Here is a 22,556-nt window from a genome sequence, read left to right on the forward strand (position 1 = left end):
GACCATTGGAATAGACCGTGCGAAGGCTAACAATCTTTTGATTGAGGCTGGAAACCGTATTGCGTCAAGCTTGCGACTCAACTACAACCCCATAAGCATTGATGCCAGGGGGGCGAGGGCCGTCGACTTCGCAGGTCTCATTCGTCTTGCTCCTTCGCTAGAACTTGAAGTTGCACCCAAGTTCTTGGGTCTTGATGACGCCGATGCTGCGTGGCGGGAAGATTTCTTTTTTCTCTCTACACTCTCGCGGCACGGCCGACTGTTGGCTTCTGAGAGCCTATCTGCATCAGGGGGAACTTCGCGCGATCTTTCTACTTTAGTGGCTCGCTCCATCATAGTCATGTACGAGGCTCGTAAACGTCGGCCGTTGCGTAGCTACAGGAGAGTGCGTGAAGCGGACTTCTTTATCGACGGGGATCCTGACCCTGTGGATCTCATCTTTCCTTCTCCCGATGGCTTCGAGCAAGATCTCATTCGATTTGACCGAAACAACGGGTGGAACGCAGATATCGTTGCGGCTGCCAAAGAGCTTCTGTCTGAGGTGAGTGATCCTTCGGTTGTCAGTTCGTTGGTGCGACTCATTGAGGACTTATCTCCTCAGAACGGCCCTGCGAATCGTCGGAGATCTATTCCTGCCAGACATAGAGCATGGAAACCCTTACATGAGCTTTCTGTCGATGTGCTCTATGGACTGGGCCTGAATTACAAAGAAGGCAAGGCCAGTGCTCCGGGATACTTGGTGGCTACTTGGCGCATTTGGGAGGATCTGTTGGCGATTGCACTTCGACTGGGCTTTGGGCGTTCCGTCGTAGTGCCACAAAAGGGCTTCCCGCTGGGCACCAAGATCAGAGTTAACACAGGAGTAAGAAGCACGCTGTCGGTTTTTCCGGACTATGTCATCGAGTCTGATGGGGCTAGACCCCGCATGCTATTGGACGCTAAGTACAAAGGTCACGTAGAGAACGGGCGGATTCGCATTTCTGAGGCTGATATCTACGAATCTCTGGCATTTTCTAGGGCCACCGCGTGCAATTTTGTGGTTCTTGCCTATCCAGCCCTACCAACTGAAAAACCACAACCCGTGGGCACTTGCAAGGTTTTTGAGAAAATCCAAGTTGAGTCGGTGCAGATCTTAGGTGTTCAGGTTGAGAGCCGATGTATCTCAAAGACTGGTGCTCTCAACGAGTTTGCATTGAGCTTCGCAAAATGGGTCTCAGCGGCTTTCGCATAACAGTGTCTCAATTAGTCCTCGGCGTGCTCAAGGTGCTCCGGCCTACCCGCTAGCTCGGCTCTATAAGGCTGCATTTAAAATACACATCAGCCCATTCTTATTTCCCAATCTAGGATCTGACGAAATTTGCGGCATCTGCGTTAGCGCAGCGGAACATCGAGTTACCGTGTGTCTCGTAAGTAATCGGGGACGCACGCTGATGAGATGGTTTTTCGTGGTGATGCTTTGTGGTGGTGCAGGCCTCTGGCTGAGCGCCCAATATCAAATTCCGCAATGGTTGCTTTGGCTGCTGCTAGCGCTGGGAACCACGATATGGGGCCTAGCCAAGTGGATGGAACGGCAGGAGGCCAAGACGGAGCGCAGCCATGATCGTGCACGCTGACCCGGATTGGTCTGCATGGGATCTCCCAAGACTGCAGGCTTTGCAGCTTCCTGCTCGGCAAACACTGGTTGGCATTGCACCCTAACTGCGCGCTTGGTGTCGGGCGCTGGCGAGCCAGCGGCCCGGGACTTTACGTTTATGGCCAGGAGATAGCGAGATTGACCCTTCCTTATGAAAGAACCCGCGCCATTGTCAAAACCGAGGAATTCCTGCGTGAGCTATCCCGTCATACGGGATTACCGCAGGATATCCGCAGCTATGCGAAAAGCCTGCTCAGGCACTATCCCTCTGCGGCCCAAGTTTTCTCGCTGGGACGCCTTGAGGAATGCCTGGTGAACGAAGCACTTGAAGTCGAATACCGACAACGAGTGATCGCCTTCCACCAGCCATTGCTCTGCTCTTCGCTGGATTCGACACAATAGCGATGCCCCGCTCCCATTCTGAACAGTCGGTATCTCAACTCGTCACGCAGCGTGTTAAGCGTCTGCGCAGGGGGAGACCTTTCAGCATCAGGTGTCTTGCAGAGCTTGGTTCGAGCTCGGCCATCTCCAAGGCAGTCGCCCAGCTAGTTCGCCGCGGTGAGCTTTTGCGCGTGTACCGTGGTATCTACATGCGGCCGAAATTCAGCCAATACACCGGCCGTGTTCGTCGTCCTGGGCCTTGGGACTTGTTGAGTCTGATTGCCAGGCAGAGTCGCTGGAAGCTGCAGGTTCACGGCGCTGATGCAGTGAGGCAATTCGGGCTGAGCACACAGGTGCCGATCATTCCGATCTATTACACGAGCGGCCCCAGCCGATCACTTTTTGTCGGGAAGGCGGAAATCAGGCTCGTGCATGCTGCTCCGATGGTCATGCAGTGCGCAGGAACCAGGGTTGGGGTAGCTATCAGTGCCCTCTACTATCTCGGTAGAGATGGCGCTACTCAGGAGTGCATCGATGCGATTAAAGCAGCACTCAACCCCGGAGAACTGGCCACCTTGTGGGACTGCGATATGCCCAAATGGATGCGCGTGGCGCTAGCTGAATGAGCCTTGTCCATAGCCCTCCGTACGCGATCTTAAAGCTTGACTGATCGGGTATTTGGCAGTCAGCCATCTGATTAGACTGCCCGTCTTATCTGCTTTGAAGCGAGTCTGCGTTTTCTCGCTGGCTCGCCTTGATCCGCGCTTTGCGGATGTAATTCACTGATACACCCAGCTGGCGTGCAAGCTCGGCGTCGGAAACGACACCAAAAGCAGATGCAATTTCAGGTGTTATTTCTGGTACCAGACGTTTGTATGCCTGTATTCCAAGCTCGTGACGTTTCTTTTTGACTGGAAAGTTGCTGATATCCAGACGATCAGCGACCTCGGTATCCGGCATCTGCCCGAGCATGGCAATGGCTTCATTGGTCCAGATGTCCTCAAGGGGTTTGAAGCGTTCGCGGACAGTCTTGGGTTCCTGAATTCTCAGCTCACCTCGCTTTCGCTTGATGCGCTTGATCGAAACTCCGAATTCTTGTGCCAGTTGATAGTTCGTTCTTGTAGCGAGTTGCGCAATCAATTCAGTCGGCAGCTCGATGTCTCTTGGGTGAAACTCTGGAATGCCGATTGAGTGGCGGTAACGCCTGACACTACTCGCTCCAAGACCAAAGCGCCGTGCTACTTCGCGGTCGCTCATCTTTCCGATGCATGCCTTCCAATCACCCATATGCGTGCTCCTAAAAACGAGATGTAGCCAGACAGTTTTTGCCTGACCTCGTATTCAGAGTGCGGTCGGACTACCCCTGATTTTCAGGTTGATGCGGTCGGTATTTGATATCGCCCCATTTCTTGGGCGTGTACGGCGCCCTTCTGATTACGGGTTCAGCGAAGACCATTTACTAGCTAAATCCGCGCATGCGCGGAAATTTGAGTGCTTTCCTTGATGGCATAGCTGCAGTGTGCTCGGCGATTTTCCGCGCATGCGCGGAATTAGCAAAAGCGGTCGTTGGCAGAGAGGTCAGTCACCACGCCATATAGCGAGCAAAAAGTTACGTCGCAGTCCGATTCACTCCCCTTAATGGGGGACTCGCGCCTCGCATTGTCTAGTAGTCATGTCACTAGAGAGAGGCGTCATGTTGACGATCAAAATACGCGACATCCAAGGAGTGCATCCCGAATTTTCTCGTATTGAGCGCGATCTGGATCTAGCTCCTGTAGGGGTTCCAGATGAGGCTCTAATCCCCAGGGCTATGGCCGTGCGCATCAATATGCTCTACCCGTTGGTCATCAGTAGACCGGATGCGCTCTGTATCGGCCAGACGACGCTGTATCGATGGCTAAAAACATATATGGATCCAGAGACACCGGTGCAGTGCATTGAATGGACGGGGGGGCGAATCAAGGATTGTGCCTACCAGCTCGTTCTGATTGAGCGCCTAGTTGCGCCTGCCCTGGCTCAGATTACGCCACAACAGGTACGTGATTTATATACGCATATAGGATCTGCAGCAGAGCAGTGGCCTCACGACTATCGCAGTCACGCCCACCTATCTCGGCTGGTCGGAGTAAAACCGCTCAAGGGGCGGGAGGGCGAAAAATGAGTAAGCACTCGGCTCTGCTGCTCCTCGCCTCGGAGCAGGGGCAGTCACCTCGAATTATTGGCGAAATCCTCAATCTGCTAGGCGCTCATCCTGAGCTCATTGACCTGCCACGCGCCATTGATCAGCTTCTACGAGTTCTCCGCGCATGTAATGTTGGCATGCCGATTGGTTTTGAGAATTCTGATGTGCTCGTGTGGCGTGAGGCATGCGGATGGATCGTCTCCCTGGCCCGTAAACCAAATATCCGAGAACGTCTAGGCGGGCAATTTTGGCTAGGGAATAAAGGGTCGGCGAACAATCCTGTTCTACATAAAGGCGTAAAAACATTCGGATTTCCATACGCCACGTTCCTGCACATATTCAGAGACCACGAAAACAAACAGAACTATGAGCGACTGCTTGCACAGTTGCTCGTTGCATCTCAGAAAACCGCTACTAATCGCTTGCTAGACCAGCGTTATGATGTTTACAAGGCCATCGGCCATCTGTGCAAACTGCAAATCGTCTCAATCTCTTCCGAACTAAATATTCGGGGAACCACTGAGGAGTTCGTCGCGAGCTGCAGAGATTTTTTACCTAGTAAGTCAAAATCAGCGAATGCCGATAGTTTTGCTGCTATCGCCAGATTTGTTCGTTACTGCAACGGCGAGTTGCCACGCGTGGGTGGCGGCGGAGGCGGTCATAGAGGCAAGCGTAAAAAGCAGAGCTTACCTGAGCTGAACCACTACATCAGTGAGGATACTCGCGGATTTGTGCTGGGGGATCCCGATGATCCTGACCAGCTACCAGGTCATTACGACGTCATCGTTGGGCATGCTGATACTGCTGGGGAGGATCTGGCGCCCGGAGAAATGAGTCCAGCAACCGAGATTTGGGTTTTGGATGATGATGGCTGTGAACGGCCATATGTTGCCGATCTGCTAGGTCAACAAAATGTCGAGGCGCATATTGTCCGCAGCCGACAGTTCCTGCCATTTTCATATAATCAGCTCACGCTGATGGAGTTGCGGAATTTATTGTTTGGCGCCAGCGACCTATTCCATTCGTGTCTGCAAGAACTGTCCTGCACAAAAGACTCAGCTCGAATCCAGCTCCGAATGGAGACAATTGTTGCTCTGCATATCAGCCTATGGCTGGGTCAGTCGATGACGCAGGTCGTCCAGTTATCCGTCGTTGATGATGAGACAGATGACGCGGATGGTCTGGCATTGATCTTAGGGGATTCGGCGCAGTTCAGTATGGTAGTTAAGCGCCCAGATTTGGCTGGCGACGATCGTTGGCAGGCCTCTTCTGGTGTCCGACTATCGTTACTGCGAGTTATATTGCCCGATCTATCTGGTAGTGCCCAGTTGGTAAAGCAACTGATCAGGGCATTCCCTCACTCAGACAACCAGGTATTCACTTATCAAGCTGAGCAGCTGGACGCGGAGATCAGGGCACTGCTGCAGGAATTGGGTGGGGGGGATCGACGCTATACGCGAACCAAATTGCGCAGTTATTTGTTCCACCAGATAGTCGCTGATACTCAGGACGTAGCAGCAGCATCCATGCTGTCTGGCGTTGAAATCCCCTCGGCGCAAACCCCGCGCTATTACCTTCAGCTCGATGCCAATCACCTCAGCAAAATTTATACCACCTCACTGGTACGAGTGCTGACGCAGGTTTATGCCTGCGCTGGTCTCGCATATGAATATGTCGACCTAGATTCAGACCAACAGGGTGGGTTGGGAGCAACTCATTGCCTGCTGCCTGCAACCATTGCGAGCAATGTCAGTGCAATGGCCAGGGTCTTGAGGAGGAAAGCGAACGGGCGTCTCAGCGAGATGGTCGCTTGGCACAACTGTTTCACCCTATGGACAGTGCAGATGTTCATGTTGGTCACTTCCTGTAGGGCGGTCCGCGACCCTTTGATGCTCATCGACGAATTTGATTCTGTGTTGGGCATGGGCGCGCTGTCAGACAAGGATTCTGGCGATCGTCATATGAGTCGGCTGATTTGTATGCCGCCGATGTTGAGGCGGCAAATAACAAGCTACTTCGCGCATTGCGCTTCTATCAGCCGACAATTGATTGGTTATCTGCCACAGGATGAGGAGGATCATCAGTGGTCGCGGGGATTTTTCCTGCAGATTAGCCAGGCTGGAGTGCGCCGCGCTGAGATTACCCCGGGCAATATCTACGACCAGATGGGGCTGGTATCTGGTTACACCACGCATCGGGTCAATGCCCACCGGAAATTCATCCGCACGGAACTCACGGAGCGGGGCTGTCCTTCAGAAGCGCTGGCTGCGTTCATGGGGCACTGGCTCAGGGGTGAGGAGCCTCAGGACGCCTATTCGACGTTCTGCCCTGCGGTATACGCCAAGGTTCTAGATGAGTGGATTACCCCACTACTCAGGGAGCTTGGCTGGTCGGCCATAAGCAGCCAGTGGGTGACAGAATGAATCTGCCCCGTCTAAGCGATCAACAGGGCAGTGTTATCTGGTCGGCTCGGCCTCATGAGCCGGAATGGATGCCCGAGATGCGGGCGCTTTTGAAATCGATTGCCGAGAAGTCCGGTACGGCGTTCGGCAAATGGCTGTTGGGTGAATGTGCCATATCCGGGATCTCGACGACGCACGTCCGTGAACTGGAGGCACAGCTCGGGACAAATCACACGTTGCGCAACGTATTTCGCAGCATCACCCAACGGATAAGAGATCAGATTCCAGGGTTTCCGCTAGCGCGAATTGCCATTGCCATCCAGCGAGCAGCTAACCCGATCAACCCGGACGACTACACGGTCAAACGAGTTCAGCGCAGCAATCAATTGGTTCAAGCTGTTCAACTGGGCCTCAAACTCGACCTCCAAGCGCTGAATAGCGAAGAACGCCTCGGCTTGCTTTTGCTGAGTGCTGCCTATAGTGGTGGACTGCTCGATGTGGCTCAGCTGAATGCGATGCTCGGCACAGCGCTGGACAGCATCGAGTGGGTCGCGGGAGTTCCCGAGATACGTTTGCCGCTCTCTATCCGTGGGAAAGAGGCCGCGGAACATCGGCAGTGGTTCCCCGATCCGGCAACGCTGTCTCTGCTGGTGCGGTGCACCGATGATATTCAGGAGAGCGGTGGCAGCATACAGCGTAGGAATTGGCATATGCGCTGCGTGGGGGCATTTCTGAGATTTGTGGGCGTACCTGAACAGGACCAGCCAAAGAGTCTTGGCGAGACGCTTGACCTGCTGCGGATGCAAATGAATCTGCGGCTACCGCAGGTCCTGGTGAATTTTTCCTGCAGGAAAGAATTTGTCTCTCAGTCACTGCGCCCGTCATCTTGGGGCAATATTTTCGGCATAGATGATTTCGAGGATCCCGCCGGGAGCTATGACGATAAATCTGTTTCGGATGCAGATAAAGATATCCCTGGCCCACCTGCATGGCTTCAGGAGTTGCGCGATCGGATTCGGGATAACCTGCCCATCGAGATGCCTTTGCAGGCGGAGTCTCGTGGAGAACTCCCCGGCCTAATCCAGAGTTGGATTGCCTATATGTTGGGTGGAGCCTCCGCGTACGGCCACAGTATCGGGCGCAGCACCATAGATCGATATACCCGAGTACTAGGGGCAGCACTTACCTCTCTGCTAGATGGCATAAGTATTTTCGAGCTCGAAATTGGCGCGCTGGAAATCGTGTATGAATCCTCACTGGATGCCCAGGTCACAGATAGCAAACGACGCACCCTGGCCAAAGCAATCCACGAGTTTCACTCGTTCCTTCAGCGTCGTTACAGCTACCCGCCAATCAGCCCGTACTCAATTCTAGGCATCGGTACAGGCGTGACCCGTGTTGATGCTCGCATTATCAGCGAGGATCAGTACCAGTTGGTTCTGCAGGCACTCGGCACTTGTGGACTGGAGCTGCGAACGCCACGGCTGGTCACAGCAGCCAGACTTCTCCTGATTTTGGGATTCCGGCTGGGGCTGCGTCGTAACGAGGCTCTCAAGTTGTGCCTGCGTGATCTGTACCTACCCGAGTTTTCTGCGGCGGAGTGCGCGCGCATTCAGGCGCGCCACCCGAACATGCGCAGGCTATCCAGCGATGAACAAGGCAGAATGGATCTACCAGTCGATCTGCTCATTCGCCCCCATGCACTGCGCGGCCTGAAAACTCAAAATGCCGTTCGACGATTGCCGCTACGCGAGCTTCTGGAGCCCGATGAGCTCACGCTGCTGATCGACTGGTATCGAGAACGCCAAGAAGAAGAAAATAAAAAACCAACCTCGGAATTCCTATTCTGCATCCCGCAGCTGAAAACTCAGTGGATCAGCGAGAGCTGCCTGTTCCCGGCCCTGCATAGCTGTATGCGCGCGGTTACTGGCTCTGAGTTCCTGCATTACCATCACCTGCGCCATTCCTGCGCTACTTGGCTGCTACTCAAGTTGGTTGGAGCACACAATGGGCTCTCGCCAGAGCTGATTTTCCATGATCTTCCCCTAACCACGCGCTGGCTAAGGAATGACCTCAGATTGCGCAGAGCTCTATTGCCTAGCGAGGGGCCGACTCGGCGAATCGTTCATATTGTCAGTGCCATCCTCGGTCACGGCAGTCCAAAAACTACGCTGTTGCACTACGTCCATAGCCTGCCTCAGATCATGGCAATGATGTGGCAGTGGAATCCTAAACATTGGCCATTCAACGCCTCAAACGTCGCCAGGATAGCCGAGGTGAGCCAACCCACCATGAGCACTGAGCACGGTGACGGCATCCCTATCGAGTGCCGCTCGCTACTCAGCATCATCGGTCGGGTCAGGCCTTTAAAAGAGCGCAAACGTACTCGACACAAAGCATCTCGATATCAAGTTCAGCAATTGGAGCAGAACTGGGCGATCGAGCGAATTCAGGCCATCGAGTCGATGCTGGCGTATGCCTCATATGCCGAACAGACAGGTCGAGAGATCAATCTCGACTGGGTCGAGTTCGCTGCTGAGGAGCGCGCACTAATGCTGGAGCGAGCTCGCTATATTCGCGACATGCAGCAACGTCACGGTGCAAACAGCTCAAGGCCGAAACATAGGCTACAACCCGCTGTGCATGCCATCGAGCCATCCGATATCTCGCTATTACCCTCGCCTCCGAAACATGGGGGCCGGGAGGCAGTGACCGATTACGCCCAGCGCCTATACGAACTGCTCGAAGGCCCCGACAGCGAACGTGCCCAACGCGTGATTGATGATTTTGTTGAGCGCTGCTGGACGACGGAAACCACCCTGCGATTCCAGCGCGATCGTGACGAGGAACATGCTCAGGACTATTTGTGGCTGCTGACTGCCATAGGTATTCACGCTCGATCTATCGAGCTGATCGTGTACGACATCAGCAAACCCAAGGCTGCCAAGTCTTACTGGCGTCAGCAATTCGGAAACACTCGTCGGCCGTTCAGTCAGCACGCGCCAGAGAATAGCGATGTAGCGAGTCCACATTTGGGCATCAGGGCGAAACTTGAACTGAAGGGTGAGGCTAAGCAGAACCATCACTCCGGCGCAGCCCTGCGCTACCTGATGCTGATGGCTTCCATCGACTGGCATTTCCGTGCCTGACCAAGTCCGGAGGGCATTCAGCCCTCCGGATCATCCTGCAGTTCCAGCAACTCACCCACCTCACAGTTCAGGTACTGGCAGATCGTCTCCAGGTCCTTGAGCTCCACCCGTTGCGCGGTCTCGTGATAGAGCCGCGTGAGGGTTCCGCGGTTGATCCCCGTGTCCCTAACCACGTCACTTATCTTCAATTTCCGCTCACCGAGTAGGCGAGATAAATGGCACTTGACCATCTCAATCTCCAAAAAAATGATCTTCTAGAGATCATTTTGTTCTTGCAAAGCTCAAAATGAGCGTTATATTGATCTGCAGGAGATCATTATAGGCTATCAGGAGCTCATAAGAATCCACTGTCGTTCAATTTAGCAGAGAGGGCATTGCTATGTCTCACACCTATCTGACCACCGAGGAGCTGGCCACGCGTATGAAGTACGACGTGCGCACCATCCGTAACCGCCTGAAGGACTCGGTACTGCTCGAAGGCATCCATTACTTCCGCCCGTTTGGTGGTCGAAAGATCCTGTTCATTTGGGAGGCCATCGAAAAGGACATGCAGAAGCATTCCCGCACCTCCAGTTTGATACCTATGGCCGGCGGAGGCATTTGCCATGGGTAAGATTCGTGCCCGTGCCGACAACGAGAAGTTGTTCTTCGACTTCACTTATCTGGACAAACGCTGCCGTGAGCAAACCACGTTGCCTGATACGCCGGCCAACCGAAAAAAGCTGGAGAAAATCCTTGAGCGTATTGAGGCAGAAATCACGCTGGGAAGCTTCGACTATGCCACTTACTTTCCGCAAAGCAGCAAGGTTCAGGAGTTCGCAAGACTGCGGGCTGGCTGCGCGATATTGAAGACTCCACCATTTAGGGACTTCGCCGAACGCTGGTTCGACGAAAAGCGTGTGGAGTGGCGCGACACACATACAACGACGGTACGTCAGACCCTTGATAAATACCTGCTACCAACATTCGGCAGACAAGAAGTCAGCGCCATCACCAAGGCAGAAATCCTGTCCTTCCGCTCGGCACTCGGCAAAGTTCCCGGGCTGAAGGGGCAGGCTCTGTCAGCGACGCGAATCAACCACATCATGACGCCATTGCGCATGATCCTTAGTGAGGCGGCTGACCGGTTCGAGTTTACTTCACCGTACCTCAACATCAAATCGCTGAAGGTTCCCAAGACCGATGTGGAGCCATTCACTCTGGATGAAGTGCTGCAGATTCTCGGTGCCGTGCGCGAGGACTTCCGCAACTACTACACGGTGCGCTTCTTCACCGGGATGCGCACGGGAGAAGTCGACGGCCTGCAGTGGAAATTCGTCGACTTTCAGAGGCGGCAAATCCTTATCCGCGAAACTTGGGTCGGTGGCCGGCTCGACTACACGAAGAATGACGGCTCGCAACGCGAAATCGACATGTCTGGCCCGGTGTACAAGGCCCTGCTCGATCAGCAGAAGAAGACGGGGCGTGGTCAGTTCGTCTTCTGTTCTCGGGAAGGTACGCCTTTTTCGTACCGCAACATCAACAACAGGGTTTGGTTTCCGCTGCTGCGTCATCTGGGGCTGCGCCAGCGACGCCCTTACCAGACCCGCCATACGGCTGCGACCCTTTGGCTGGCTGCAGGCGAAAACCCGGAGTGGATTGCCCGGCAGATGGGCCACACAACTACAGAGATGCTGTTCCGCGTCTACTCGCGCTACGTGCCTAACTTGACCCGACGTGACGGAAGCGCCTTCGACAATCTGATCCAAGCCAATTTGAAGGACTGAGGAGTACTCACATGAAATTGATCAACCGCAGCAACGTCACGCACCTGCATCTGGCGATGGAAGCTCGTGAACACCAGTACTTGAAGCATTTGGCTTCTGCCATGAGCCACTACCTCGAGAGCCCCAACGGCAATGAACTGGTCTGCATCCTTGGCTCCGGCTACGAGAAGAACAACCGCCAGGCGCTCGATACCTGGGTCGCCTATCACCGTAATGAGGTCTTCGAGAAACGGTTGGAGGGGCGCAGCCCGCTGGACTTCCTGATCGAAAAGCTGGAGAGCATGCTCAACAACTAAAGTAACGAAGGGGCCGAAAGGCCCCTTCTGCTTAGGTGCTTTCAGATGGGTTGGGAGTTGTGCCTGATTGTGGCTAATACTCAATCTCTGCGAAGTAACCGGCATGCCATCTCACCGTGCGGCACGCTTTGGGCACAGAATTGGCACAGCCTGAAAAGCCGCCGCTAGATGACACTGAGGGCAGTGCTCATCGCAGCCTGAGAGCTGGCATCAAGGGAATTTTGCTGGAGGGCGCCGATTCAGCAGCGGAAGCGGCGAAGCCTTAGAAAAAGGCCATTGAATCAAGAGGATATGGCGCACCTGGCGGGATTCGAACCCACGACCCTTGCCTTCGGAGGGCAATACTCTATCCAGCTGAGCTACAGGTGCGTATGTGTTGCGGCGAACTATTTGACCACTAGCCTGCACCCTTCTCAACTCGATGATCACTGCCTTCGGAGGGCAGTACTCTATCCAGCTGAGCTACGGATGCTTGAGAGCGCGCAATCATACCTGCACGTGACGTCGGAGTCCATTTTGCGTGGTGTGTTCTGAATATTGAACGCGCACGCTCCTCGTAACGGATTCTGCACAGCAAAACCCGACGGGTGCTCATTTTTTTGTCTGTTTTATCGAACGTAGTATTGCCCTTTGATCCCTCTGGCCCTAGCATTCGTTTGAGATTTCAAACGCCCCTTGCACTGCCAAGCCCGGCTGCTGCAATCGACTTCCTTTCCTGGCCAATCCTGGGGTTGGCCGAACAAAAACAACGGACCCCGGCTCCTTGTAACCGGTGCGAAGGAGACAGAGATGCAATTGAAAGATGCCACGCTGTTCCGCCAGAAAGCCTACATCGACGGGGCCTGGCTGGACGCTGACAGCGGCCAGACCATCAAGGTCAACAACCCGGCCACGGGTGAGATCCTGGGTACCGTTCCGAAGATGGGCGCTGCCGAGACCCGCCGTGCCATCGAAGCTGCCGAACGTGCTCTGCCGGCCTGGCGTGCCCTCACTGCCAAGGAGCGTGCGGCCAAGCTGCGTCGCTGGTTCGAACTGATGATGGCCAACCAAGACGACCTGGGCCGCCTGATGACCCTGGAGCAGGGCAAGCCGCTGGCCGAAGCCAAGGGCGAGATCGCCTACGCCGCCTCCTTCATCGAATGGTTCGCCGAAGAAGCCAAGCGCATCTACGGCGACGTCATCCCCGGCCACCAGCCGGACAAGCGCCTGATCGTTATCAAGCAGCCCATCGGCGTGACCGCGGCCATCACCCCGTGGAACTTCCCCGCTGCGATGATCACCCGCAAGGCCGGCCCGGCCCTGGCCGCCGGCTGCACCATGGTGCTCAAGCCTGCTTCCCAGACCCCGTACTCCGCCCTCGCCCTGGCCGAACTGGCCGAGCGCGCCGGCATCCCCAAAGGCGTGTTCAGCGTCGTCACCGGCAGCGCCGGTGAAGTGGGCAGCGAGCTGACCAGCAACCCCACCGTGCGCAAACTGTCCTTCACCGGTTCCACCGAGATCGGTCGCCAGCTGATGGCCGAATGCGCCCAGGACATCAAGAAGGTGTCCCTGGAGCTGGGTGGCAACGCCCCCTTCATCGTCTTCGACGATGCCGACCTGGACGCCGCCGTCGAAGGCGCACTGATCTCCAAGTACCGCAACAACGGCCAGACCTGCGTCTGTGCCAACCGCCTGTACGTGCAGGACGGCGTGTATGACGCCTTCGTCGAGAAGCTCAAGGCTGCCGTGGCCAAGCTCAACATCGGCAACGGCCTGGAAGACGGCGTCACCACCGGCCCGCTGATCGACGAGAAGGCCGTGGCCAAGGTCCAGGAACACATCCAGGACGCCGTCAGCAAAGGCGCCAAGGTCGTTTCCGGCGGCAAGCCCCACGCCCTGGGCGGCACCTTCTTCGAGCCGACCATCCTGGTCGACGTACCGAAGAACGCCGCCGTCGCCAAGGAAGAGACCTTCGGCCCGCTGGCCCCGCTGTTCCGCTTCAAGGACGAGGCCGAAGTCATCGCCATGTCCAACGACACCGAGTTCGGCCTGGCCTCCTACTTCTACGCCCGTGACCTGGGCCGCGTGTTCCGCGTGGCCGAGGCGCTGGAATACGGCATGGTGGGCATCAACACCGGCCTGATCTCCAACGAAGTGGCGCCGTTCGGCGGCATCAAGGCCTCCGGCCTGGGTCGCGAAGGCTCCAAGTACGGCATCGAGGACTACCTGGAAATCAAGTACCTCTGCCTCGGCGGGATCTGAACCTGATGCAAAGACGGGGCAAGGCGCGAAAGAGCGCGCGGCGCCCCAGCTCCACAACCTGAACCGACGAACCTCCGGCGGGCCTGCGCAGTCGATCATCGAATGCTGCGCAAGCGCCCACCGGGGGTATTCATCCTTGAGACTGCGCCGCCCGATGAGCGGCCGTGAGGAAGACATGAGCAAGAACGAATCCCTGCTGAAACGCCGTGCCGCCGCTGTAGCCCGTGGTGTTGGCCAGATCCACCCGGTCGTCGCCGAGCGCGCCGAGAACGCCACCGTCTGGGACGTGGATGGCCGCGAGTACATCGACTTCGCCGGCGGCATCGCCGTACTGAACACCGGCCACCTGCACCCGAAGGTGATCGCCGCTGTCCAGGAGCAGCTGACCAAGCTGTCCCACACCTGCTTCCAGGTACTGGCCTACGAGCCCTACATCGAGCTCTGCGAAGAGATCGCCAAGCGCGTACCGGGTGACTTCGCCAAGAAGACCCTGCTGGTCACCTCCGGCTCCGAAGCCGTCGAAAACGCCGTCAAGATCGCCCGCGCCGCCACCGGCCGTGCCGGCGTCATCGCCTTCACCGGCGCCTACCACGGCCGCACCATGATGACCCTGTCCCTGACCGGCAAGGTGGTTCCGTACTCCGCCGGCATGGGCCTGATGCCCGGCGGCGTGTTCCGTGCCCTGGCCCCGTGCGAACTGCACGGCGTGAGCGAAGACGACTCCATCGCCAGCATCGAGCGCATCTTCAAGAACGACGCCCAGCCCCAGGACATCGCCGCGATCATCATCGAGCCGGTCCAGGGCGAGGGTGGCTTCTACGTCAACTCCAAGGCCTTCATGCAGCGCCTGCGCGCCCTGTGCGACCAGCACGGCATCCTGCTGATCGCTGACGAAGTGCAGACCGGCGCTGGCCGTACCGGCACCTTCTTCGCCACCGAGCAACTGGGCATCACCCCGGACCTGACCACCTTCGCCAAATCCGTTGGCGGCGGCTTCCCCATTTCCGGCGTGTGCGGCAAGGCCGAGATCATGGACGCCATCGCCCCCGGTGGCCTGGGCGGCACCTACGCCGGCAGCCCGATCGCCTGCGCCGCGGCCCTGGCCGTGCTGAAGGTGTTCGACGAAGAGAAACTGCTGGAGCGCAGCCAGGCTGTTGGCGAGCGCCTCAAGGCCGGCCTGCGTGACATCGCTGCCAAGCACAAGGTCATCGGCGACGTCCGCGGCCTGGGCTCCATGATCGCCATCGAACTGTTCGAAGGCGGCGACGTGCACAAGCCCGCTGCCGAGCTGGTTGGCAAGATCGTGGCCCGCGCCCGTGAGAAAGGCCTGATCCTGCTGTCCTGCGGCACCTACTACAACGTGATCCGCTTCCTGATGCCGGTGACCATTCCCGATGCCCAGCTCGACAAGGGCCTGGCCATCGTCGCCGAGTGCTTCGACGAACTCGCCTGAGGCTCACCAGCCAGGCGTACTTGAGACCCGCTTCGGCGGGTCTTTTTTTGCCTCGGATCAAGCCGATTTCAACCAGTCGGTCAATATGTCATCAGGCCACTACTCAGCCCTTCATCGGCGCTTTAGACTTGTCGCCTTCTTTTTTGCCAACTCCGTCGCACTCACTCACGGCGCTCCCGCAGTAGCCCGAGGTATCCATGACCGCCCACGCCAAGGTTCCGGAAGTCCTGATTGCCGAGGCAGACCCGTGGACGGCCGACCTGCTCGCCCAGCTGGTGCTGGATATCCGCGCCGACGCCAGCCTCGTCCGTGTCGCCGACGCGCCCACCGCTCTCGCGCGCTGCAAGCGCCGCCTGCCCGACCTGGTGATCGCCGACGGTGAACTGCAGGGCGGTGGTGGCCTGGAGCTGCTGCGCCAGCTGCGTCGCCACCCGCGCACCCCCATGCTGCCGTTCGTGCTCATCAGCGCCCGGGTGGATGCCGGTAGCGTGCGTGCCGTGCTGCCCCTGGCGCCGTCCGCCTACCTGGGCAAACCCTTCAATGCCGAGAGCCTGCGCCAGCGCCTGGCCAGCCTGCTGCCCGCCGGCGAAGGCCGCGAGCCGGCTGCACCGCTGCTGGTGGCCACCCTGGAGGAATACCTCGACAGCGTGCGCGAGGAAGGGCAGGGCGCACCCCTGCTCAGCGACGTGCGCGACGCCGTCAGCCGCTGCCTGCAGGCCAGCGACCTCGACCTGCGTGACCTCGACGAAGTCTTCTCCCGCGACCCGCAGATCACCGCCCGGCTGATCGCTGCCGCCAACAGCGCCGCCCAGCACCTGGGCACGCCCTGCCAGACCCTCACCCAGGCCCTGCAGCGCCTGGGCGTGACCCGTGTGCTCAACCTCGTGCTCGGCATGGCCCTGGAACGCAACGCCCGGCTGCGCGACCCGCGCCTGGCCGAGCTGGCCGACATCGCCTGGCGCGAGGCCCAGCGCAGCGCCGAGCTGGGCTACTGGATGGCCAGCGAACTCGATCTGGATGCCGAGCTCTGCTACACCGCCGGCTTGCTGCACAACATGGGCGAACTGGCCCTGCTGCGCAGCCTGCAGGACTGGCAGGACGCCGGCGGCACCCTGGAGGACGATGCATTGGAAACCGTGATGCGCAAGCGCGCCGCCGGTTTCGGCTCCGCCCTGCGCATCCGCTGGCGCCTGCCCTTCGGCCTGCGCGAACTGGTGGCGGCCTTCTACGGCCTGGGCAGCGGCGTGTTCTCCCGCGAGGCGCTGACCATGAACCTCTGCGCCGGCCTCCTGCGCCTGCCCGCCAACGCCGCCCCACGTGACCTGCTGGACGAGCGCTCCGCCCGCCTGCTGCGCCTCGACCCCTCGCTGCTGGACCGCCTGCCGGCCCGCCTCATGCAGGCCTGAGGGCCTCCTCGACGAAGTCCAGACGGTCCTGACCGAAGAACATCTCCGTGCCCACGAAGCAGGTGGGCGCCCCGAACACCCCGCGCCTGACCGCCTCCTCGGTGGCCGCCTTCAGCGCCTCCTTCACCTCCGCCTCGGCCGCCAGTGACTGCACGGCCGCCGGGTCGAAGCCAGCCCCTTCCAGCACGGCCACCAGCACGGTCGGATCGCCCAGGTTCTTCGAGTCCTGCCAGAGCGCGCGGAAGGCCGCGTCCAGGTACGCCTCGAAGCGCTCCGGCTCGTGTAGCTGCAGGCCGGTGGCGATGCGCATCAGGGCCAGGGTGTTGATCGGGAAGTGCGGGTTGAACACCATCGGCACGCCGTAGCGGCGGGCGAAGCGCAGCATGTCCACCAGGGTGTAGCGCCCCTTGGCCGGCACGCTGATGGGCGAGGCGTTGCCGGTGGCCTGGAACACCCCGCCCAGCAACATCGGCCGGTAGCGCAGCGCTGCACCGTGGCGGGCGCACAGTGCCGGCAGCTGGGTCCAGGCCAGGTAGCTGGCCGGGCTGCCCAGATCAAAGAAGAATTCGACGCTCTTGTTCATTTTTTGTCCTTCGAATAACGCTACGGAGTCGAGGCCGAGCGAGCGGCACTCAGGCTAGGCGGCGGGGCGTCGGGAAAGCGGAGTTGGCGTCTGCCAATGAGCATTTCACGGCGTCACGCCAACAACGCCTGAGCGTCGCGCAGCCGGTCGTCAGTAATCACCAGCGTTCCATCCAGGGGCGCAGATCGAGTTCGAACGTCCACGCATCCCGCGGCTGGCTGTGCAGGAACCAATAGTTGTCGGCGATGTGCGCGGGGTCGAGGATGCCGTCCTGGTCCTTGCGCGCGTAGAGGTCGGGGAAAGTGTCCCGGATGAACGCCGTGTCGATGGCACCGTCCACCACCACATGGGCGACGTGGATGTTCCTCGGCCCCAGCTCCCGCGCCATGCTCTGGGCCAGCGCGCGGATGGCGTGCTTGGCCCCGGCGAAGGCGGCGAAACCGGCCGCCCCGCGCAGGCCCGCCGTGGCCCCGGTGAACAGCAGCGTGCCGCGCTCGCGGGTGACCATGCGCTTGGCCACCGCCTGGCTGGTGAGGAAGCCGGCGAAGCAGGCCATTTCCCAGATCTTGAAGTACTTGCGCGGCGTCTCGTCGAGGATGCTGCACGGCACGTTGGCGCCGATGTTGAAGACGAAGGCCTCGATCGGTCCGATGTCGCGCTCGATCTGCTCCACCAGCGCGTTCACCTCCTCCTCCTTGCGAGCGTCCGAGCCGAAGCCGAAGGCCTGGCCGCCTTCGGCGCGGATCTCGTCCACCAGCGCCTGCAGCTTGTCCGCGCTGCGGCGGGTCACGCAGGCGATGTAGCCCTCGCGGGCGAAACGCTTGGCGATGGCTCCGCCCGTGGCGTCCCCGGCGCCGATCACCAGCACCACCTTGTTCGTATTGTCCTGACGGGTCATCGCGGATCACCTTGGGTAAACGGTCGTTAGGTGAACGGACGTTATGCTACAGTCCGCGCCAGCGTCAAGCGAGGAAAGCCCCATGCGTTACTCCCCCAGCCACAAGGAAGAAACCCGCCAGAAACTGCTGGAAAGCAGTGGCGCCATCGCCAAGGGCGGCGGTTTCGCCAGCACCGGCGTGGATGCCCTGATGAAGGCCATCGGCCTGACCGGCGGCGCCTTCTACAGCCACTTCCCCTCCAAGGACGACCTCTTCACCGCCGTGGTCGAGCGCGAACTGTCCGGCAGCCTGATCGGCCAGGCCGCGCGCGAACCGGGCTTCGACCGTGCCCGCCTGCAGCGCTGCCTGCACCACTACCTGAGCCTGGCCCACGTGCAGGACCCGGCCGCCGGCTGCGCCATTCCCGCCCTCGGGGCCGAGATCGCCCGGGCGGATGCCGTGGTCAGGGAAACGGCCGAGCACTGGCTGCTGCAACTGCAGCGCGCCTGGGCGTCGATCCTCGAGGATGGCGACCTGGCCTGGGCCCTGCTGGCCCAGTGCGTCGGTGCCTTGGTGGTGGCGCGCATGCTGGCCAGCCAGCCCGCGCAGGAAGCAGTGTTGCAGGGCAGCCGTCGGTGGGTGGACGACTGCCTGGACGGCGCGCGCAGCGCCTAGAGGCGCCCCGGAGGGGTCAGATTTCCTGCATGTCGAAGTCGGCCTTGCCCACGCCGCAATCCGGGCAGACCCAGTCCTCCGGCACATCGCCCCAGGCCGTGCCGGCCGGGATGCCTTCCTCGGGCCAGCCCTTGGCTTCGTCGTAGATCAGGCCGCAGACCACACAGATCCAGGTTTTCATGCCGTTACCTCTTGTCGTTCACGGGGGCAGGAAGCGGGTCGAGGGGCTCGGCCAGCGGGCAGCGATAGTACGTGCAGACGGGCCGCACGGCGGCCCATCCAAGGTTGGGGCGGAAGGTCAGGCCGTGTGGGCCTGGAGCGGGCGTTCCTGCTCGCGGGCACGCCAGCGGTTGGCGCGGGCGAAGGTGCCGAAGTCGTTGAAGCGCACCCCCATCTCGCGCATCACCCGGTGGGCCACCGGCGCGGTCATCTGGCGGATGTAGAAGGGCTCCTTCACCACGAAGTGGTGGATCGCGTGGGTGCTGCCGAAGTTGAAGCAGAACGCCTGCAGCGGCCACAGCCACCAGGGGTTGAGCACCTGGGTCTGCTGGATCACGTTGCCCGGCTCCACGTCGCCGTAGTAGTGCATGTTGGAGCTGACGAAGTGCAGGCAGAAGGTGCGCAGCACGTTGGGGCCCACCAGCACCACCACCGCGATGTCCACGCCGTGCATCACCGCCAGGGTGGTGTCCGACCAGGCCACCGGCGCCCCCAGCAGCGCACTCACGCCGTTGATGGCGTGGAAGCCGAGGAAGACGTACCAGGTGCCCCAGTTCAGCAGCGCCAGCGGTGCATAGACCTTCAGCGTGCGCACCAGGATGAACTTCCTGTGCTCCCAGCTCCTGGCCCGCAGCATGCGGATCAGCGAGGACATCACGTTATCGCCCACCATCAGCAGCCGGGCGATGCCCCAGGGCTCGCCGTTGGTGATGGCGCGCTCCTCCATGTCGGCCTCGGTGCCGGAGACCTTGTGGTGGTTCAGGTGCAGGTGCCGGCGGACCCACGGGTTGATGGTGCTCGGCCGGGCCAGCCACACCAGCGCCATCATCAGGTTGTGCGGCACCTTGCGCTTGCGGAAGTACATGCTGTGGATCAGGTCGTGCTCCAGCTCGTGGGTCAGCGAAGCGAAGAACGCATTCAGCAGCAGGCACGCCCACCCAGGCAGCACATCGTTCAGGTAGAGCAGTGCCGAGCCCACCATCCCGGCCAGGGCGAAGGCCAGGATCGCCGCACCGATGAAGTCCTGGTGGCGCAGAAAGGGGTAGCGCTGGCGCAACTCGGCGCCACGGGCCATCACCACTTCGCGAATGTGGGCTGATCGCTGCGGGTCATCGAGGGGCGTGGGGCTTGCGGTGATCGGGGGCATGCTTACATCCTCTTGTCCGTCTTGTGGGCACCACTGTGCCGCCGCCCCGGCGGTGCCGCCCGACCGAGCACGCCAACCTGTTGACCGGACACGCCAACCTGCATGAGCGCCGAACCCACCACCCTGGCCAGCTGGACCCGCGCCCTGCGCAAGCAGCTCGACGCCCTCGGCCTCGACAGCGCCGCCCTCTGCCGGCAGGCCGGGCTGGACCCGGCGCTGATGGACGACCCCAACGCCCGCTACCCGCTGTCCGCCACCACCCGCCTCTGGCACCTGGCCGTCGCCGCCAGTGGCGACCCCGCCCTCGGCTTGCGGGTCTCGGCCTTCGTCGGCCCCACCACCTTCCACGCTCTGGGCTACGCCCTGATCGCCAGCGCCAGCCTGCGCGAGGTGTTCGAACGCATCGAGCGCTACCACCGGGTGGTCAGCGACGCCCTCAGCCTCCGCCTGCACCTGGAAGACGAACGCTACGCCTTCCACCTGCAGGTGCCGGTCGATGGCCCCGCCCCGGCCGATGAAGCCATCGACGCCTTCGCCGCGCTCTACGTCCGCACCTGCCGCAACCGCCTGGGGCGCGACTACGCCCCCCTGGCCGTGCACCTGCGTCGCCCCGAACCCGCCGACCCGGCGCCCTGGCACCAGGTGTTCCGCTGCCCGCTGCGCTTCGCTGCCGAGGAGAATCGCCTGGAGTTCGCCCGCGCCGACTTCGAGCGGCCCCTGGAAGGCGCCAACCCCGAGCTGGCCGAACACAACGAAGCGGTGCTCAAGCGCACCCTCGAACACCTGCAGGCCCCGAGCTGGTCGAGCCGCGTACGGGCCTGCCTGGAAGCGCGCCTGCCCAACGGCGAGCCCTCCGCCGAAGGCATCGCCCAGACGCTGCACCTCAGCCTGCGCAGCCTGCAGCGCCACCTGGCCGACGAAGGCACCCGCTACGAGCACCTCCTCAGCGACACCCGCCACGCCCTGGCCCTGGCCCACATGCGCGACCCGCGCTGCTCCATCAGCGAAATCGCCTACCTGCTCGGCTTTGCCGACACCAGCAGCTTCAGCCGTGCCTTCAAGCGCTGGACCGGGCAGAGCCCCAGCCAGTACCGCGAGGGCCTGTCCCGCTGAGCGCGGCCCCGGCGGCTGCCCGTGCTGGCGAGGGGCCGGCCGAGCAGCCAGAATGCCTACCCATAACAAGAACCGCCGAGGCCCGCATGCATCCCGCCTATGCCCGCCATCCCTACGCCTTCATCCTCCACGCCCTGGGCCTGGCCCTGCTGATGCTGGTCTACGGCCGCTGGCAGGTGCCGCTGGCCTGGAGCGTGCCGGCCTACCTGATCCTCGCCCTGTGGCCCTGGCTGGGCCCGTGGAAGGTGCCGGAAGAGCCGACCCCGCTCATCGATCCAGCCGCCGATGCCCGTCTCGAGCGGGAGCGCCGCCTGGAACAGGACGCCGCCGAGCGGCGGCAACTGGAGGCCGAACTGGCCGACGCGCGCGCCCGATTGCACACCCACCGACAACACGCCCAGGCGCTGCTGGATGAAGCCGCCGAGGCACAGCCGCTGCCCCACGCCGAGGGGCTCGACGCCGCCACCCGGCAGGTACGCGAAGCGGTCGAACAGGGGCGCGCCACCCTCGAGGCCGCCCAGCAGCGGCTCACCGCCCAACTGGCGCGCAGCGGGGAAGGGCGCCAGCGGGTCGAGGCCCTGGCCACCCGCAGCGAAGCCATCCAGCAGGTGGCCCAGAGCATCCAGTCCATCGCCAGCCAGACCAACCTGCTGGCCCTCAACGCCGCCATCGAAGCCGCCCGCGCCGGGGATGCCGGGCGCGGCTTCGCCGTGGTGGCCGATGAAGTCCGCAACCTCGCGGCACGCACCGCCCAGGCCACCGAGGAAGTCGGGCGCATGGCCGAGGACATCCGCCAGCAGACCGCCGCCGCCGTCGAACACCTGGCCAGCCAGGACCAGGGTCTGGTCGACGGGGTGGCCGCCCTGGCACCGCTCGGCGAAACCCTGCAACGGCTCGACCGGGACAGCCAGGCGGTCGGCGAGGTGCTGGCGCCGCTGCAAGCGGAATGGTCGGCGTGTCACGCCCGGCAGCAGGCCCGTTGCGATGCCTGGGCCGAATGGGCCCGCCAGTGGCTGGTGCAGGGTTGAGCCG

At 60.6% G+C, this 22,556-nt stretch carries 20 protein-coding genes, 1 tRNA gene and 1 pseudogene; 15 read left to right on the top strand and 7 right to left on the bottom strand.

Annotated features, from left to right (window positions below):
* Positions 1 to 70 precede the first annotated feature (70 nt).
* The 3 genes from SZ55_RS04370 (at position 71) to SZ55_RS04380 (ending at position 2,640) form a co-directional block, all read left to right on the top strand.
* Positions 71 to 1,231 carry an McrC family protein gene (locus SZ55_RS04370; protein ID WP_223717863.1) on the top strand — a complete coding sequence of 387 codons (1,161 nt, stop codon included), beginning with the start codon at positions 71 to 73 and terminating at the stop codon, positions 1,229 to 1,231.
* 540 nt (positions 1,232 to 1,771) lie between these two features.
* On the top strand, positions 1,772 to 2,035 hold the full coding sequence (locus SZ55_RS27285; RefSeq protein WP_021702831.1) for a BPSL0761 family protein: 264 nt from the start codon (positions 1,772 to 1,774) through the stop codon (positions 2,033 to 2,035).
* Between the two features lie 2 nt (positions 2,036 to 2,037).
* Positions 2,038 to 2,640: a DUF6088 family protein gene (locus SZ55_RS04380; RefSeq protein WP_023083689.1), complete on the top strand. Its 603-nt coding sequence runs from the start codon at positions 2,038 to 2,040 to the stop codon at positions 2,638 to 2,640.
* 85 nt (positions 2,641 to 2,725) lie between these two features.
* Here SZ55_RS04380 and SZ55_RS04385 read toward each other — a convergent pair whose 3' ends face one another.
* Complete coding sequence (locus SZ55_RS04385) at positions 2,726 to 3,301, bottom strand: hypothetical protein (protein WP_044401941.1); 576 nt, start codon at positions 3,299 to 3,301, stop codon at positions 2,726 to 2,728.
* 406 nt (positions 3,302 to 3,707) lie between these two features.
* On the opposite strand from SZ55_RS04385, the gene SZ55_RS04390 reads away from it, so the two are divergent.
* The 3 genes from SZ55_RS04390 to SZ55_RS04400 all read left to right on the top strand — a co-directional run bounded on the left by SZ55_RS04390 (position 3,708) and on the right by SZ55_RS04400 (position 9,747).
* Positions 3,708 to 4,175: a hypothetical protein gene (locus SZ55_RS04390; RefSeq protein WP_044401944.1), complete on the top strand. Its 468-nt coding sequence runs from the start codon at positions 3,708 to 3,710 to the stop codon at positions 4,173 to 4,175.
* Positions 4,172 to 6,619, top strand: a complete 2,448-nt coding sequence (locus SZ55_RS28595) for a hypothetical protein (RefSeq protein WP_044401947.1) — start codon at positions 4,172 to 4,174, stop codon at positions 6,617 to 6,619. The genes SZ55_RS04390 and SZ55_RS28595 overlap by 4 nt, the downstream gene beginning before the upstream one ends.
* Positions 6,620 to 6,687: 68 nt before the next feature.
* Positions 6,688 to 9,747 (top strand): hypothetical protein, encoded by a 3,060-nt coding sequence (locus SZ55_RS04400; RefSeq protein WP_177329724.1) that lies wholly within the window; start codon positions 6,688 to 6,690, stop codon positions 9,745 to 9,747.
* A 17-nt stretch (positions 9,748 to 9,764) separates the two neighbouring features.
* Here SZ55_RS04400 and SZ55_RS04405 read toward each other — a convergent pair whose 3' ends face one another.
* Entirely contained in the window at positions 9,765 to 9,977 is a 213-nt protein-coding gene (locus SZ55_RS04405) for a helix-turn-helix domain-containing protein (RefSeq protein WP_003282467.1), read from the bottom strand.
* A 149-nt stretch (positions 9,978 to 10,126) separates the two neighbouring features.
* On the opposite strand from SZ55_RS04405, the gene SZ55_RS04410 reads away from it, so the two are divergent.
* Genes SZ55_RS04410 through SZ55_RS04420 form a run of 3 tightly spaced genes read left to right on the top strand, consistent with a single transcriptional unit; the run spans position 10,127 to position 11,809 of the window.
* On the top strand, positions 10,127 to 10,360 hold the full coding sequence (locus SZ55_RS04410) for a hypothetical protein (protein WP_003282466.1): 234 nt from the start codon (positions 10,127 to 10,129) through the stop codon (positions 10,358 to 10,360).
* Positions 10,353 to 11,513: an Arm DNA-binding domain-containing protein gene (locus SZ55_RS04415; RefSeq protein WP_042165080.1), complete on the top strand. Its 1,161-nt coding sequence runs from the start codon at positions 10,353 to 10,355 to the stop codon at positions 11,511 to 11,513. The genes SZ55_RS04410 and SZ55_RS04415 overlap by 8 nt, the downstream gene beginning before the upstream one ends.
* Positions 11,514 to 11,524: 11 nt before the next feature.
* Positions 11,525 to 11,809: a hypothetical protein gene (locus SZ55_RS04420; RefSeq protein WP_044401957.1), complete on the top strand. Its 285-nt coding sequence runs from the start codon at positions 11,525 to 11,527 to the stop codon at positions 11,807 to 11,809.
* Positions 11,810 to 12,101: 292 nt separating this feature from the next.
* Here SZ55_RS04420 and SZ55_RS04425 read toward each other — a convergent pair.
* Positions 12,102 to 12,178 (bottom strand) — tRNA-Arg (locus SZ55_RS04425).
* Positions 12,179 to 12,598: 420 nt separating this feature from the next.
* Here SZ55_RS04425 and gabD point away from each other — a divergent pair.
* The 3 genes from gabD to SZ55_RS04445 all read left to right on the top strand — a co-directional run bounded on the left by gabD (position 12,599) and on the right by SZ55_RS04445 (position 16,909).
* The gene (gene gabD, locus SZ55_RS04435) at positions 12,599 to 14,050 is read left to right on the top strand and encodes an NADP-dependent succinate-semialdehyde dehydrogenase (protein ID WP_044401960.1); all 1,452 of its coding nucleotides are present in this window, start codon (positions 12,599 to 12,601) and stop codon (positions 14,048 to 14,050) included.
* 175 nt (positions 14,051 to 14,225) lie between these two features.
* Positions 14,226 to 15,503: a 4-aminobutyrate--2-oxoglutarate transaminase gene (gabT, locus tag SZ55_RS04440; protein ID WP_044402076.1), complete on the top strand. Its 1,278-nt coding sequence runs from the start codon at positions 14,226 to 14,228 to the stop codon at positions 15,501 to 15,503.
* A 197-nt stretch (positions 15,504 to 15,700) separates the two neighbouring features.
* Positions 15,701 to 16,909, top strand: coding sequence for an HDOD domain-containing protein (locus SZ55_RS04445; protein WP_044401963.1), 1,209 nt, complete (start codon positions 15,701 to 15,703; stop codon positions 16,907 to 16,909).
* Here SZ55_RS04445 and SZ55_RS04450 read toward each other — a convergent pair.
* Together SZ55_RS04450 and SZ55_RS04455 are read right to left on the bottom strand one after the other, a co-directional pair.
* Positions 16,896 to 17,492, bottom strand: coding sequence for a 2-hydroxychromene-2-carboxylate isomerase (locus tag SZ55_RS04450; protein WP_044401966.1), 597 nt, complete (start codon positions 17,490 to 17,492; stop codon positions 16,896 to 16,898). The genes SZ55_RS04445 and SZ55_RS04450 overlap by 14 nt on opposite strands.
* Positions 17,493 to 17,649: 157 nt before the next feature.
* A complete protein-coding gene (locus tag SZ55_RS04455) occupies positions 17,650 to 18,390 on the bottom strand; it encodes an SDR family oxidoreductase (protein WP_044401968.1) in 741 nt (246 codons plus the stop codon).
* 82 nt (positions 18,391 to 18,472) lie between these two features.
* Here SZ55_RS04455 and SZ55_RS04460 point away from each other — a divergent pair, with 82 nt between their 5' ends.
* Positions 18,473 to 19,045 carry a TetR/AcrR family transcriptional regulator gene (locus SZ55_RS04460; RefSeq protein ID WP_044401969.1) on the top strand — a complete coding sequence of 191 codons (573 nt, stop codon included), beginning with the start codon at positions 18,473 to 18,475 and terminating at the stop codon, positions 19,043 to 19,045.
* A 16-nt stretch (positions 19,046 to 19,061) separates the two neighbouring features.
* Here SZ55_RS04460 and SZ55_RS04465 read toward each other — a convergent pair whose 3' ends face one another.
* Both SZ55_RS04465 and SZ55_RS04470 read right to left on the bottom strand, forming a co-directional pair.
* Complete coding sequence (locus SZ55_RS04465) at positions 19,062 to 19,226, bottom strand: rubredoxin (protein ID WP_044401971.1); 165 nt, start codon at positions 19,224 to 19,226, stop codon at positions 19,062 to 19,064.
* 117 nt (positions 19,227 to 19,343) lie between these two features.
* Complete coding sequence (locus SZ55_RS04470; protein WP_044401974.1) at positions 19,344 to 20,411, bottom strand: fatty acid desaturase; 1,068 nt, start codon at positions 20,409 to 20,411, stop codon at positions 19,344 to 19,346.
* Positions 20,412 to 20,513: 102 nt separating this feature from the next.
* Between SZ55_RS04470 and SZ55_RS04475 the strand changes: the two genes are divergently transcribed.
* Positions 20,514 to 21,524: an AraC family transcriptional regulator gene (locus SZ55_RS04475; protein ID WP_044401976.1), complete on the top strand. Its 1,011-nt coding sequence runs from the start codon at positions 20,514 to 20,516 to the stop codon at positions 21,522 to 21,524.
* Between the two features lie 620 nt (positions 21,525 to 22,144).
* Positions 22,145 to 22,552 (top strand): annotated as a pseudogene (locus SZ55_RS28990) (methyl-accepting chemotaxis protein); the annotation flags it as partial.
* Between the last annotated feature and the right edge of the window lie 4 nt (positions 22,553 to 22,556).

Origin of the sequence: Pseudomonas sp. FeS53a (assembly GCF_000931385.1) — a bacterium.
Taxonomy (GTDB): Bacteria; Pseudomonadota; Gammaproteobacteria; order Pseudomonadales; family Pseudomonadaceae; genus Metapseudomonas; species Metapseudomonas otitidis.

Bases quoted from the DNA above. Each gene is read 5' to 3' on its own strand.
- SZ55_RS04380 (WP_023083689.1), top strand. From the start codon at position 2,038: ATGCCCCGCTCCCATTCTGAACAGTCGGTATCTCAACTCGTCACGCAG.
- SZ55_RS04385 (WP_044401941.1), bottom strand. From the start codon at position 3,301: ATGGGTGATTGGAAGGCATGCATCGGAAAGATGAGCGACCGCGAAGTA.
- SZ55_RS04390 (WP_044401944.1), top strand. From the start codon at position 3,708: ATGTTGACGATCAAAATACGCGACATCCAAGGAGTGCATCCCGAATTT.
- SZ55_RS28595 (WP_044401947.1), top strand. From the start codon at position 4,172: ATGAGTAAGCACTCGGCTCTGCTGCTCCTCGCCTCGGAGCAGGGGCAG.
- SZ55_RS04400 (WP_177329724.1), top strand. From the start codon at position 6,688: ATGCCCGAGATGCGGGCGCTTTTGAAATCGATTGCCGAGAAGTCCGGT.
- SZ55_RS04405 (WP_003282467.1), bottom strand. From the start codon at position 9,977: ATGGTCAAGTGCCATTTATCTCGCCTACTCGGTGAGCGGAAATTGAAG.
- SZ55_RS04410 (WP_003282466.1), top strand. From the start codon at position 10,127: ATGTCTCACACCTATCTGACCACCGAGGAGCTGGCCACGCGTATGAAG.
- SZ55_RS04415 (WP_042165080.1), top strand. From the start codon at position 10,353: ATGGGTAAGATTCGTGCCCGTGCCGACAACGAGAAGTTGTTCTTCGAC.
- SZ55_RS04420 (WP_044401957.1), top strand. From the start codon at position 11,525: ATGAAATTGATCAACCGCAGCAACGTCACGCACCTGCATCTGGCGATG.
- gabD (WP_044401960.1), top strand. From the start codon at position 12,599: ATGCAATTGAAAGATGCCACGCTGTTCCGCCAGAAAGCCTACATCGAC.
- gabT (WP_044402076.1), top strand. From the start codon at position 14,226: ATGAGCAAGAACGAATCCCTGCTGAAACGCCGTGCCGCCGCTGTAGCC.
- SZ55_RS04445 (WP_044401963.1), top strand. From the start codon at position 15,701: ATGACCGCCCACGCCAAGGTTCCGGAAGTCCTGATTGCCGAGGCAGAC.
- SZ55_RS04450 (WP_044401966.1), bottom strand. From the start codon at position 17,492: ATGAACAAGAGCGTCGAATTCTTCTTTGATCTGGGCAGCCCGGCCAGC.
- SZ55_RS04455 (WP_044401968.1), bottom strand. From the start codon at position 18,390: ATGACCCGTCAGGACAATACGAACAAGGTGGTGCTGGTGATCGGCGCC.
- SZ55_RS04460 (WP_044401969.1), top strand. From the start codon at position 18,473: ATGCGTTACTCCCCCAGCCACAAGGAAGAAACCCGCCAGAAACTGCTG.
- SZ55_RS04465 (WP_044401971.1), bottom strand. From the start codon at position 19,226: ATGAAAACCTGGATCTGTGTGGTCTGCGGCCTGATCTACGACGAAGCC.
- SZ55_RS04470 (WP_044401974.1), bottom strand. From the start codon at position 20,411: ATGCCCCCGATCACCGCAAGCCCCACGCCCCTCGATGACCCGCAGCGA.
- SZ55_RS04475 (WP_044401976.1), top strand. From the start codon at position 20,514: ATGAGCGCCGAACCCACCACCCTGGCCAGCTGGACCCGCGCCCTGCGC.